Here is a 12356-nt window from a genome sequence, read left to right as displayed (position 1 = left end):
ATGGCCTACCTCGCCCCTGCCGAATTCGTGACCAAGATGGTCGACGCCGGTGAATCCAAGCTGCTGATGTCCACGCGCGACACGCTGATCCGCTCGTACATGGCCGGCGCCATCCTCGCGCTGGCCGCGGCCTTCGCCGTGAGCATCACCGTGAACACCGGCAATGCGCTGGTCGGCGCCATGCTGTTCCCGGTCGGCTTCATCATGCTGTACCTGCTGGGCTTCGACCTGCTCACGGGCGTCTTCACGCTGGCGCCGCTGGCCGTGCTCGACAAGCGCCCCGGCGCCACCTGGGGCGGCGTGATGCGCAACTGGAGCCTGGTGTTCGTGGGCAACTTCGCGGGCGCGCTCACGGTGGCGGTGTTCATGGCGATCATCTTCACCTTCGGCTTCAGCGAGGCACCCAACGCCATCGGCGAGAAGCTCGGCCACATCGGCGAAGGCCGCACCGTCGGCTACGCGGCGCACGGCGCGGCCGGCATGCTCACGCTGTTCATCCGCGGCGTGATGTGCAACTGGATGGTCTCGACCGGCGTGGTCGCGGCCATGATGTCGACCACCGTGTCGGGCAAGGCCATCGGCATGTGGATGCCCGTGATGGTCTTCTTCTACATGGGCTTCGAGCACTCCATCGTCAACATGTTCCTGTTCCCCGCCGGCCTGATGCTGGGCGGCAAGTTCACCTTCATGGACTACCTGATCTGGAACGAACTGCCCACCGTGATCGGCAACCTCGTCGGCGGCCTGACCTTCGTGGGCCTCACGCTGTACGCCACGCACTACAAGACGGCGGCCAAGCGCGTCGCCGGCTGAGCCACCGCATCGTTCGAATGCCCGCGCCGCCGCGCAAGCAGCTGCGCGTGACGCTCGGCCAGCATTCGCTGGCGGGGCTTCACGCGCCGGTCAACCAGGACTTCCACGGCGCCATGCTGCCCGAGGGCGCGCTGCGCGCGTCCAAGGGCATCGCCGTGGCGCTGGCCGACGGCATCGGCTCCAGCCGCGTGAGCCAGGTGGCGAGCGCGGCCGCCGTGCGCGGCTTTCTCGACGACTACTACGCCACCTCCGACACCTGGTCGGTGCAGCGCGCGGCGCAGCGCGTGCTGGGCGCCACCAACGCCTGGCTGCACGCGCAGACGATGCGCAGCGACGCGCGCTTCGACAAGGACAGCGGCTACGTCTGCACCTTCAGCGCGCTGATCCTCAAGGGCCGCGACGCGCACCTGCTGCACGTGGGCGACGCGCGCATCCACCGGCTGCACGCCGGCGCGCTCGAACAGCTCACCGAGGACCACCGCGTGCGCGTGTCGTCGGCCGAGTCGTACCTCGGGCGGGCGCTGGGCGCGGGCGCCCATGTGGAGATCGACCACCGCTGCTGGGAGGCCGAGGTGGGCGAGGTCTACCTGCTGGCCACCGACGGCGCCTACACGCACCTGGACGCCACCGCCGTGCACGAGGCGCTGGCGCGGCATGCCGACGACTTCGATGCGGCAGCGCGCTGGCTCGCGGAAACCGCGCGCACCCGGGGCAGCACCGACGACATCACGGTGCAGCTGCTGCGCATCGACGAGCTGCCCGACGCCGCCGCGCCGCCCGCACAGCTGCAGCGCGAGGGCCTGGCGATGCCGCCGGCGCTGGCGCCGCGGGCCCGCTTCGAGGGCTTCAGCCTCGTGCGCGAGCTGCACATGAGCGCGCGCAGCCACGTCTACCTGGCCACCGACGACGCCACCGGCCAGCCCGCCGTGCTGAAGCTGCCGTCGGTCGACCTGCGCGACGACCCCGGCTACCTCGACCGCTTCGTGCTCGAGGAATGGGTGGCGCGGCGCATCGACAGCCCGCACGTGCTCAAGGCCAGTGCCGTCGAGCGCCCGCGTGCGCACCTGTACGTGGCCATGGAGTACGTCGACGGCCACACGCTCGCGCAATGGATGGTCGACCACCCCCGGCCCGACCTGGACAGCGTGCGCGGCATCGTCGCGCAGCTGGCGCGCGGGCTGCAGGCGCTGCACGGCAAGGAGATGCTGCACCAGGACCTGCGGCCCGAGAACGTGATGATCGACCGCACCGGCACCGTGAAGATCATCGACCTGGCCGCGACCCACGTGGCCGGCCTGGCCGACGGCAGCGGCGAGGCGCGCGCGCTCGCCATCGAAGGCACGCTGCAGTACACCGCGCCCGAGTACTTCACCGGGCACGGCGGCAGCGCGCGCTCCGACCTGTTCTCGCTGGCCGCGATCGTCTACCAGATGCTGTGCGGCCAGCTGCCCTACGGCCTGCAGGTGTCGCGCATCCGCACACCGGCCGACGTGGGGCGGCTGCGCTATGTGCCCGTGCGCCACCTGCGGCCCGAGCTGCCCGCCTGGGTCGATGCCGTGCTGCAGAAAGCGCTGCACCCGCAGGCCGCGAAGCGGCAGCAGGCGGTGTCGGAGTTCGCGCACGACCTGCGCGCGCCGGGCCCGGAGTTCTGGAGTGCGCGGATGCCGCCGCTGATCGAGCGCCGCCCGGTGCTGTTCTGGCAGTGCACCACCGTGCTGCTGGCCGCGGCGGTGGTGCTGCTGCTGGGGCTGCGCGCCTTCGGGCGCTGAGAAGAGAAAAGGCTCAGCCCGCGCGCTTGGTGCGGATGGCCTTCGAGGCGCGCGAGTTCGGTTCGCGGCCCAGCGCTTCGCTGATGTACACGCCCGCGTCGATGAGCTTGTCCAGGTCGATGCCGGTGGCGATGCCCATGCCGTGCAGCATGTAGACCACGTCTTCGGTCGCCACGTTGCCCGTCGCGCCCTTGGCGTAGGGGCAGCCGCCCAGGCCGGCCGAGGACGACTGGAAGTTCCACACGCCCAGCTCGAGCGCCGCCAGCGTGTTGACCAGCGCCTGCCCGTAGGTGTCGTGGAAGTGACCGGAGATGGCGTCGACATCGAAGTGCGCCAGCGTGGCCTCCATGGCCGCCTGCACCTTGCGCGGCGTGCCCACGCCGATGGTGTCGGCCACGTCCACGCGCTGCACGCCGATGCCCTTCATCAGTTGCGCGAGGTAGCCGACCTTGGCCGGCGCGATCTCGCCTTCGTAGGGGCAGCCCACGGTGCACGACATGGCGCCGCGCACGGCGATGCCCTTGGCGCGCGCCGCCTCGACCACGGGCGCGAAGCGCTCGATGCTCTCGGCGATCGAGCAGTTGATGTTCTTCTGGCTGAAGGCCTCGCTCGCGGCGCCGAACACCACGATCTCGTCGGGCCATTCTTCGCGCGGCGCGGCAATGGCGGCCTCGAAGCCCTTCATGTTGGGCGTGAGCACCGAGTAGAGAACGCCCGGCTTGCGCGTGATGCCGTGCATCACTTCGGCGTTGTCGGCCATCTGCGGTACCCACTTGGGCGAGACGAAGCTGGTGACCTCGATCTCTTTCAGGCCGGCGTCCTGCAGGCGGTGCACGAGGCCGATCTTGACCTCGGCGGAGACGGGTTGCTTTTCGTTCTGGAGGCCGTCGCGCGGACCGACGTCGACGAGCTTGACCTGGGTGGGGAGTTTCATGGGATGTCTCTGGTGTCGCTGTCGCGGGAGGGTGATGAAAAACCGGCTTCGATTGTCCGACACATGGCCGCGCGCTGCTTGGTACACAAGTCGCGGAAGGTAGCAATGCGCGCCTGTGGGGTTGCAAATGGTGCCAACCGGTCGGCCCCGCCGGAAAACAGCCGCTAGACGGTTTCGCGCTGCGCGAAGCCGTCGGGCAGATTGCTCGCGGCTTCGGCCTCGCTCACATCGACCGCCTCCACGCGCGCACCGGCCGGCCCCTGACGCGCCCAGTGCACCAGCGCCTCGACCGCATCGGCCTCGCCGGCCACGAGCGCTTCGACCTTGCCGTCGCGCCGGTTGCGCACCCAGCCGCGCACGCCGAGCCGCTGCGCGGCCTGCACCATCGACCAGCGATACCCCACGCCCTGCACGAGGCCGTGGACGACGAGATGGCGGGTGATGGTGGCGTGAGCGTTCATGGAAAGTGGGTCAGTACGACTTCGGCAGCCCCAGTGCTTTTTCGGCGATGAAGTTCAGGATCATCTGCGGGCTGACCGGCGCGATGCGCGGGATGTAGCTCTCGCGCAGCAGGCGCTCGACATGGTATTCCTTCGCGTAGCCCATGCCACCCAGTGTGAGCACGGCGTTCTGGCAGGCGTCGTGCGCCGCCTCGGCCGCGAGGTACTTGGCGGCGTTGGCCTCGATGCCGCAGGGCTCGCCCGTGTCGTAAAGCGTGGCGGCCTTGAGCATCATCAGGTCGGCGGCTTCCAGATTGGCCCAGGCGCGCGCGAGCGGATGCGCCACGCCCTGGTTCTGACCGATGGGCCGGCCGAAGACCACGCGCTCCTGCGCGTACTGCGAAGCGATGCGCAGCGCGGCGCGGCCGATGCCGATGGCTTCGGCGGCGATCAATATGCGCTCGGGGTTCAGGCCGTGCAGGATGTATTCGAAGCCCCGGCCCTCCTCGCCGATGCGGTCTTCCTGGGGCACCTCGAGGCCGTCGATGAAGAGCATGTTCGAGTCGACCGCCGCGCGGCCGAGCTTGTGGATCTCGCGCACCTCGACCTTGCTGCGGTCCAGTGCCGTGTAGAAAAGCGTGAGGCCCTGCGTGGGCTTCTTCACCTGGTCCAGCGGCGTGGTGCGCGTGAGGATCAGCATGCGGTCGGCCACCTGCGCGGTCGAGATCCAGATCTTGCGGCCGTGCAGCAGGTAGCTGCCGCTGGGCTGGCGCACCGCCTGCGTCTTGAGGCTCGTGGTGTCGAGCCCCGCGTCGGGCTCGGTCACGGCGAAGCAGGCTTTCTCGGTGCCCGCGATCAGCGGCGGCAAAAAGCGCTGGCGCTGCGCCTCGGTGCCGAACACCACCACCGGGTTGAGGCCGAAGATGTTCATGTGCACCGACGACGCACCCGACATGCCCGCGCCCGACGCGCTGATGGCACGCATCATCAGCGCCGCCTCGGTGATGCCCAAGCCCGCGCCGCCCTGCGCCTCGGGCATGGCGATGCCGAGCCAGCCGCTGTCGGCGACGGCGCGGTGGAATTCGTGCGGGAACACGGCGCGGTCGTCGTGGTCGCGCCAGTAGTCGACGGGGAAGTCTTCGCACAGGCGCTCGATGGCCGCGACGAGCGAGCGCTGGTCTTCGTTCAGGGAGAAATTCATTCGCTGTCTTTCGTGGGTTCCGGCTGCAGCGTGACGCCGCGCGCGAGCATGCGGTCGATGGCGTCGTCCGCATAGCCCGCTTCGCGCAGCAGCTCGACGCTCTGCTCGCCGATGCGCGGCGCGGGCCGGCGGATGGCCGCGGGCGTGGCGCTGTAGCGGCCGACAGGCGCGAGCGTGCGGATGCGGCCTTCGCTCGGGTGATCGAACTCGGGGAAGAAATCGACGGCGCGCAGGTGCGGGTCGTCGAGCAGGCTCTCGGTGGTGTGCAGGCGCGCGACGGGAATGTCGGCGGCTTCGAGCAGCGCCATCCATTCGTCGCTGCCGCGCGTGGCCATCACCTCGGCCACGAACGCATAGACCGCGCCGATGTTCGCGGCGCGCGCCGTGTGCGTGCCGAACATCGGCGAGCTGCGCAGCTCGGGCCGGCCGATCACGTCGAAGAAGGCCTGCCAGTGCTTGTCGTTGTAGATGAGCACGCCGAGGTAACCGTCGGCCGTGGCGTAGGGCTTGCGGTGCTCCGCGAGCAGGCGCGCGTAGCCGGTGGGCCCGAGCGGCGGCTCGAAGCTGTGGCCGCCGAGGTGGTCGCCCATGACGAACTGCGAGAGCGCCTCGAACATCGGCACTTCCACCGCCTGGCCTTTGCCGGTGCGCTGCGCGCTGAGCACGGCGGCGAGCAGCGCGATGGCGGCCTGCAGGCCCACGGCGCGGTCGGCCAGCGTGACGGGCGCGTAGCGCGGCACACCGCCGCTTTGCTGCGCGAAGAGCGAGGCGACGCCGGCCGCGCCCTGGATCAGGTCGTCGTACGCGGGCTTGCCGGCGTAGGGGCCTTCTTCGCCGTAGCCGAAGGCGCCGAGGTAGACGATCTTCGGATTGACCGCCGCCACGGCCTCGTAGCCGAGCCCCAGCCGCGCCATCGCCTGCGGGCGCGTGTTGTAGATGAGCGCATCGCAGCCCGCCGCAAGCCGCAGGCAGGCCTCGCGGCCTTCGGGCTGCTTGAGGTCGAGCACGATGGAGCGCTTGTTGCGGTTCAGATGCATCGCCATCGCGCCCATGCCCGCATGGCGCATCGGGCCGACGGCGCGCAGGTTGTCGCCCGACGGCGGCTCGACCTTGATGACGTCGGCGCCGAGGTCGCCGAGGGTCTGCGTGGCGTACGGGCCCATCACCACGGCGGTGAGGTCGAGGATGCGGATGCCTTCGAGGGGTCCGGTCGCGTCGCTCATTCCGGTTGGATGCCCGCAGCCTGGATCAGCTTCTTCCACTTCGCCAGCTCCGACACGGTGAAGGCCCCGAGTTCTTCCGGCGTGCTGCCGAACGCATCGAACCCCAGCTTGCTCACGCGCTCGCGGAAGGCGGCACCGTTCGCCATCTCCGACAACGCCTTGTTGAGCTTGAGCACGACATCGCGCGGCGTGCCGGCCGGCGCGAACACGCCGTTCCACGAGGTGATGTCGAAGCCCTTGAGCTCGGGCGTGTCGGCCAGCGGCGGCAGTTCGGGAAAGAGCTTGGTGCGCTCCTGCGTGGTGACCGCAATGGCGCGCATCTTGCCGGCCTTGACCGTGGCGAGCCCCGCGGCGAGGTCGACCACCATCATCGACACCTGTCCGCCGATGAGGTCGGCGATGGCCGGCGGCGTGCTCTTGTAGGGCACGTGCAGCATCGGGATACCGCTCATGCGCGACAGCGTGGCGCCGCTCACGATGCCGGTGCTGTTGCCGCTGGCGTAGGTGAGCTTGCCGGGATGCGCGCGGCCCCAGGCCAGCAGCTCGGCCACGCTCTTCACGGGCAGGTCGTTGTTCACCACCAGCATGAACGGCAGGTTGCCCATGCGGCTGACGGGCGCGAAATCTTTCACCGGGTCGTAGGGCAGCGACTTCATCAGGCTCGGGTTGGCCGAGTGCGTGGTGTTGGTCGTCATGAAGAGCGTGTAGCCGTCGGGCGGCGCCTTGGCCACCAGCTCGGCCGCGATCACGCCGCTGGCGCCGGCCCGGTTGTCGACGATCACCGAGGCCTTGAGCGCCTCGCCCAGCATCTGCGCGGTGATGCGCGCCACCGCGTCGGTGCCGCTTCCGGCCGCGAAGGGCACGACGAGCTTGATCGGCTGCTTCGGATAGCCGCCGTCCTGCGCGAAGGCCCAGGGCGCGGCGCCCACGAGGCCCGCCGCGGCGCCGATGGAAATGAAACGGCGGCGGCTTTCCACCGCGACTGTTTCTGTCGCGTTCTTCGTCTGCATGGTTGTGTCTCCGGGGGTTGTCGTTCAGGGCCGGATCACGCGCTCCGGCGATTCCTCGTACGGCGGGCTGTAGATCACCAGCACGCGCACCGGCTCGTCGCTCACCACCGTGAAGGTGTGCATCGCGTCGGCCGGAAAAAAGCAGCTGTCGCCAGGATGCAGCTCCTGCCGCTGGCCGCCCACCTCGGCGACCGCGCGGCCTTCGAGCATGTAGCAGACCTGTTCGATGCCCGGGTGCGCATGCGGCAGCGCGCCCTTGCCCTTCTGGATATGGCCCACCAGCACCTCGAGCTGCTTCGCACCCACCGTCTCGGGACCGATCAGGCGCTTGTTCAGCGTGCCGGTGTGGTTGGCGGGGTGGTAGCCGGTGATCTCGTCCTCGCGGACGAAGTAGCGCGCAGCGGTGGCCGTCATCGGGGGCTTTCTGTCTTGGGTTCGATCGCCAGGCAGGCCGAGCGCAGCATCGCGGCGATGTCGTCGATGCGCGCTTCCATGCGGTAGCGCGGACCGGCCACCGAGATCGCGTAGGCCTCGCCGCCGATGCGCAGCGGCCAGGCCAGGCCGATCAGGTCGGGAATGCTTTCGCCGAGGTTGCCGTACCAGCCGCGCGCGGCGCCGCGCTGCAGCTCGGCCTCGATGGCATCGGCGGTGGTGAGCGTGGCGTCGGTGAGCGGCGCGAGCGTCATGCCCTCGAGCAGCTTGCGGCGCGCTTCGGGTGCGAGCGTGGACAGCAGCGCGCGGCCCATCGAGTTGGCGTACGCGGGGCGCGTTTCGCCCGACTCGGCCGTGTAGCGGATGCGCTGCGGTGCGCTCAGCACGTCGAGGTAGACGACGTGCTCGGCATCGCGGAACTTGCCGAACACCACCGTTTCGCAGGCGGCGTCGCGCAGTTCCTCGAGCGTGGCCTTCACCCGGTCGAGCACCGGGTCGTGCGCGGCGATGACCTGCGCCATGGCCAGCAACCGCCCCGTCGGGTAGTAGCCCTGGCGGCGGCCGGTCTCGTACATGTAGCCCTGCTCTTCGAGCGTGCGGATCAGGCCCAGGCAGCTGGACACCGGCATGTCGAGCAGCCGCGCCATCTCGGACAGGGCCAGCGGCTGCTTCTCCCGGGCGAAGAGCTCGACGATCTCGATCACGCGAAACGCTGTTTTCACAACCATGAAGAAATTTTCTCGTATGTGAAAAACAAAAGCGTCGGGGTTTTCCCCCGCCGGCCGCGTGTCAGCCGGACCGTCGTCGGCGCACGGGGGTCAGTAGCCGCGGACGGGATCGACGATGCCGGCGATCGGCAGGCCCTGCTCCATCGCGCGGATCTTCCCGGCGATCTGGGCGATGGACTCCTCGCGCAGCGTGCGCGCCGAGCCGTGCGGCGTGACGGTGATCTTGGGGTGCCGCCAGAAGGCATGGTCGGCCGGCAGCGGCTCGACCTGGAACACGTCGAGCGTGGCGCCCGCGAGCTGGCCGGCGTCGAGCATCGGGATCAGGTCGTCTTCCACCAGGTGGCCGCCGCGCGCGATGCTGATGAGGTAGCCCTCGGGCTTGAGCTTGCCCAGCGTGGTGCGGTTCAGGATGCCGCGCGTGGACTCGGTGAGCGGCAGCAGGTTGACCAGCACGCGCGTGGAGGCCAGGAACTCGTCGAACTGCGCCTCGCCACTGAACACCTGCACGCCGTCGAGCGCCTTGGGCGAGCGGCTCCAGCCGAGCACCGGAAATTCGAACTGCGCCACGGCCTTGGCCACGCGCTCGCCGAGCACGCCCAGGCCCATGATGCCGACCGGAAAATCGCGCCGCAGCTTCGGCTTGCGGTAGCTCCACTTGCCCTCGCGCGCATCCGCTTCGTACACGTCGAACTCGCGGAAGTGGCGGATGAGCGTATGGCACACGTACTCGGCCATCTGCACCGACATGCCCGCGTCGTCGAGGCGCACGATGCGCGTGTGCGCGGGCACCTTGAGCTTGAGCAGCGCATCGACGCCCGCGCCGATGTTGAACAGGCCGCGCAGGTCGGGCTGCTCGTCGAGGAACTGCTGGGGCGGCGCCCACACCACGCCGTGGTCGGCCTGCGGCGCGCCGGGCGCCCAGGCTTCGATGGTGGCTTCGGGGAGTTCGGCCTTCAGGCCATCGATCCAGGGATCGGGACGGTTGTCGGTGAGGTAGACGGAGATTCGCATGGGCGCCATCTTAGAAGGCACCGGCTTGTTGCGTCGCGCGCCATCTCCTATGCTCGACCGCATTCAGCCACCCAGGAGACACCTTCCATGATCAAAGTCAGCGTGATGTACCCCCACACCCCCGGCGCGCGGTTCGACCACGACTACTACCGCGACCAGCACATGCCCATGCTCAAGGCCCGCATGGGCGACGCCTGCCTCTCGTACACCATCGACAAGGGCCTGGGCGGCGGCGCACCGGGCTCGCCGCCCACGTATGTCGGCATGTGCCACGTGTTCGCCGAATCGGTCGAGTCCTTCCAGAAGGCCTTCGGCCCGCACGTGAAGGAGATCATGGGCGACGTGAAGAACTACACCGACATCGCGCCGGTGATGCAGATCAGCGAAGTGGTGGTGGGCTGACGGACGTCAGCTGACCCAGGCTTGCGCAGTGGCGAGAGCACGCCATATGCCCAGAGGCCGGTGCAACAACATGAAGTGGCCCGAGCCTCGCAAGCCGCCCTGTCGGAGCGACATGTAGAAAAGTGCCTGGCTCGTCTGCTCGTCGATGCCCACGCGGGAGATGCGCACAAGGCCAATGGCATCTGGATAGGCTTTGTAGAAACGCTCCCAGGCTGCGCCGAGCTTGTCTGCGTCGAACAGGCGATCAACGTCGCTCGCGCGGACCATTTGCAATCGAAGGTTCGGGCGCACGAGTTGGCTGGGTATCCATAACGGCGAAGGCTTGGCCAGCACCCGCAGGAAATCGTCGAGTCCCCTCCTCGCGGCCTGAGGCAAATCTTTCGCGAGCTGGTCACGGCCATTAGCAAGACCGATAGTCCCGAACGCCTCGTCGGTGATCGCAGTGGTCTGCTCGATCACCAGCTTCTTCGCAGACGGCTTGTCCGGCTCAAGGCTGTTCAGGTAGGCCGCGATGACCTCTCGCTCGACAGCCCGCATCGGCTCGCTGCCGAGTGCCGGCACGGGCACCAGCGAGCCGGCCATCGCAGCTATGGCAACGCGCCGGTTTGGCGTATGCAGCATGTCAGAGCGCCGGCCGCATCAGCTTCACCCAGCGCTCGACCGAAGGCCGCTGCCACTGCTGGCCCGCATAGGCCACGAGCCGCGGCGGCACCGCATCCCCGTTCAGCACCAGCCGGTTCAGCATCAACGCGAGGTCGACATCGGCGATCGACCAAGCCCCGAACAGGTATTCCGCCCCCACGGGCAGCAGCGCCTCGGCCGCATCGAACAGCGAGCGGGCCGACGCCTGCGCCGCCGCGGACAACGGCGCGTGCGTGGGCCCGTAGAACACCACCTCGGTCGAACGCTCCTGCCGGATCGGCATCAGGTCGCTGCGCAGCCAGGCCTGCACCTGGCGGGCCCGGGCCTTGCTGCGCGCATCCTGGGGGTACAGCGGCGTTCCCGGAAACACCTCGTCGAGGTACTCCGTGATCGCCGACGACTCCGACAGCGCGAAGTCGCCGTGCACCAGCGTCGGCACGCGCTGCGTGAGCGACAGCTGCGAGAAACCGGCGGCCCGGTTCTCCCGCGCCGCGAGGTCCAGGGGTGTCATCTCGAAGTCCAGCTGCTTTTCATGCAGCGCCACGAACACCGACATGGCGTAGGGGCTGGCGAACTGGGCGTCGACGTAGAGGCGTATCGGGTCTTGCATCGAGGAGGGACTCCTGTAGAGGGCGACGGGCCCGCTTGCGATCTTAGAGCGCCGGTATCTCGCGGCTACGCGCCGGCCTGCCCCAGGTCTTTCCGAACGCGGGCCATCAACCCCACGCCCGGCAAGTAACCCCGGTCCGCTTCGTCGAGCCGCGTCGGGTCGACACTCCACGCACCGGCCAGCGCCGTGACGTCTTCTTCGCCCGGCATGACGCTGCCGCCGCCCGGGCGGACCTGCCGGTCGGCGTCGCGGTGCGACATGCCTGAGGCGACCAGCGCGTCCTTCCGCGCCCACTCTTCCTCGAGCAGTTCCGAGAGCCGATCGCGCGCATCGACCGGCGACAGTCCGCTGAGCACGGCAAAGCCCAGTGCGGCTTCCTCGGCGCTCTGTGCGCCCACGTTCGCATACACCTCGCCGCTGCTGCCTGCATAGCAGAACTGCCGCCCGGGCTCGCCGCGGCGTGCGCGCGCCCAGGTGACGAAGTCGGCGACACGGTGGCTGCCGAAGAATTGCGCTTCGCCGAAGTGGTCCTTCAGGCGCGTGAAGATCACGTCGAAGGCCTGCCCGATGCCTTCGAGGCGGTCCTCCGGGTACACGGCGGGATACGGCAGGCCGTCCCCCACGAGAAGCACCCAGCCCTCGACGGGCGGTGATGCGAACACCCAGGGGGCCTGTCCGCCAGACGTCCGGCGGTAGGCCGCCGCGATGCCGGTGTGCCAGTTGGCCGGCCCTTCGGACGCCCACCCGAGGGCATCGAGCACTTGTGCGGGGTCCGAGGCTCGCACGGCAAACCAGCAGACCTTGTAGCCGAAGGGCTCCGGCAGGTCCGGGGTCGCGTCGAACTGCGGCGGAGGTGCCTCGACGGGTGGCGCGGGCGGGTTCCGTGGTGGACGCTTCAAGGGCTTCGGCGGCGTCGGGGGCGCCGCAGCCCACGGGGCGGCGATCAATCGCGCCATGGGCTGGGCGGGTTTGACGTCGAAGGTGTAGCGCAGTGCAGGGGGCGCTGCGGGCGGTGGCGCCGGTTCAGGCGCAGCCGGCACAGAGGCAGGCACCGCCCCATCGTCCTGCGCCGTCCCCAGGCCCAGTCCCGCAAGAAACTTCCGAAATCGACCCGCCATGCGGCCCCTCCTTCTTGTCGTGC

14 protein-coding genes are annotated in these 12356 nt (G+C 69.2%); 3 read left to right on the top strand and 11 right to left on the bottom strand.

All coding sequences use genetic code 11. The features are described from left to right. Both AC07OX_RS21445 and AC07OX_RS21440 read left to right on the top strand, forming a co-directional pair. Window positions 1–813, top strand: coding sequence for a formate/nitrite transporter family protein (locus tag AC07OX_RS21445; RefSeq protein WP_062477339.1), 813 nt, complete (start codon window positions 1–3; stop codon window positions 811–813). 17 nt (window positions 814–830) lie between these two features. Continuing rightward, window positions 831–2582 carry a bifunctional protein-serine/threonine kinase/phosphatase gene (locus AC07OX_RS21440; RefSeq protein ID WP_495263174.1) on the top strand — a complete coding sequence of 584 codons (1752 nt, stop codon included), beginning with the start codon at window positions 831–833 and terminating at the stop codon, window positions 2580–2582. 13 nt (window positions 2583–2595) lie between these two features. On the opposite strand, the gene AC07OX_RS21435 is transcribed toward AC07OX_RS21440, so the two are convergent. From AC07OX_RS21435 to AC07OX_RS21400, 8 genes are all read right to left on the bottom strand, one after another. Beyond that, on the bottom strand, window positions 2596–3516 hold the full coding sequence (locus AC07OX_RS21435; RefSeq protein WP_159279439.1) for a hydroxymethylglutaryl-CoA lyase: 921 nt from the start codon (window positions 3514–3516) through the stop codon (window positions 2596–2598). Window positions 3517–3680: 164 nt separating this feature from the next. Then, on the bottom strand, window positions 3681–3977 hold the full coding sequence (locus AC07OX_RS21430; protein ID WP_495263175.1) for an acylphosphatase: 297 nt from the start codon (window positions 3975–3977) through the stop codon (window positions 3681–3683). 10 nt (window positions 3978–3987) lie between these two features. Next, window positions 3988–5157 carry an acyl-CoA dehydrogenase family protein gene (locus AC07OX_RS21425; RefSeq protein WP_495263176.1) on the bottom strand — a complete coding sequence of 390 codons (1170 nt, stop codon included), beginning with the start codon at window positions 5155–5157 and terminating at the stop codon, window positions 3988–3990. Continuing rightward, a complete protein-coding gene (locus tag AC07OX_RS21420) occupies window positions 5154–6380 on the bottom strand; it encodes a CaiB/BaiF CoA transferase family protein (protein WP_495263177.1) in 1227 nt (408 codons plus the stop codon). The genes AC07OX_RS21425 and AC07OX_RS21420 overlap by 4 nt, the downstream gene beginning before the upstream one ends. Then, window positions 6377–7390: a Bug family tripartite tricarboxylate transporter substrate binding protein gene (locus tag AC07OX_RS21415; RefSeq protein ID WP_495263178.1), complete on the bottom strand. Its 1014-nt coding sequence runs from the start codon at window positions 7388–7390 to the stop codon at window positions 6377–6379. Before AC07OX_RS21415 ends, AC07OX_RS21420 begins: the two co-directional genes overlap by 4 nt. 24 nt (window positions 7391–7414) lie before the next feature. Beyond that, window positions 7415–7804: a cupin domain-containing protein gene (locus AC07OX_RS21410; RefSeq protein WP_095746917.1), complete on the bottom strand. Its 390-nt coding sequence runs from the start codon at window positions 7802–7804 to the stop codon at window positions 7415–7417. Next, window positions 7801–8550, bottom strand: coding sequence for an IclR family transcriptional regulator (locus AC07OX_RS21405; RefSeq protein WP_495263179.1), 750 nt, complete (start codon window positions 8548–8550; stop codon window positions 7801–7803). Before AC07OX_RS21405 ends, AC07OX_RS21410 begins: the two co-directional genes overlap by 4 nt. A 90-nt stretch (window positions 8551–8640) precedes the next feature. Then, the gene (locus AC07OX_RS21400; protein ID WP_095948101.1) at window positions 8641–9561 is read right to left on the bottom strand and encodes a 2-hydroxyacid dehydrogenase; all 921 of its coding nucleotides are present in this window, start codon (window positions 9559–9561) and stop codon (window positions 8641–8643) included. Between the two features lie 87 nt (window positions 9562–9648). On the opposite strand from AC07OX_RS21400, the gene AC07OX_RS21395 reads away from it, so the two are divergent. Beyond that, window positions 9649–9963: an EthD family reductase gene (locus AC07OX_RS21395; protein WP_062477314.1), complete on the top strand. Its 315-nt coding sequence runs from the start codon at window positions 9649–9651 to the stop codon at window positions 9961–9963. Between the two features lie 6 nt (window positions 9964–9969). On the opposite strand, the gene AC07OX_RS21390 is transcribed toward AC07OX_RS21395, so the two are convergent. The 3 genes from AC07OX_RS21390 to AC07OX_RS21380 form a co-directional block, all read right to left on the bottom strand. Then, window positions 9970–10584 carry a hypothetical protein gene (locus AC07OX_RS21390; RefSeq protein WP_495263180.1) on the bottom strand — a complete coding sequence of 205 codons (615 nt, stop codon included), beginning with the start codon at window positions 10582–10584 and terminating at the stop codon, window positions 9970–9972. 1 nt (window position 10585) lies between these two features. Next, a complete protein-coding gene (gene yfcF / locus AC07OX_RS21385; protein ID WP_495263181.1) occupies window positions 10586–11215 on the bottom strand; it encodes a glutathione transferase in 630 nt (209 codons plus the stop codon). Between the two features lie 65 nt (window positions 11216–11280). After that, window positions 11281–12114: a hypothetical protein gene (locus AC07OX_RS21380; RefSeq protein ID WP_487850293.1), complete on the bottom strand. Its 834-nt coding sequence runs from the start codon at window positions 12112–12114 to the stop codon at window positions 11281–11283. Window positions 12115–12356 lie beyond the last annotated feature (242 nt).

This window comes from Variovorax sp. GW821-FHT09D07, assembly GCF_059416345.1.
This window is presented reverse-complemented; position numbering and strand designations above follow the sequence as displayed.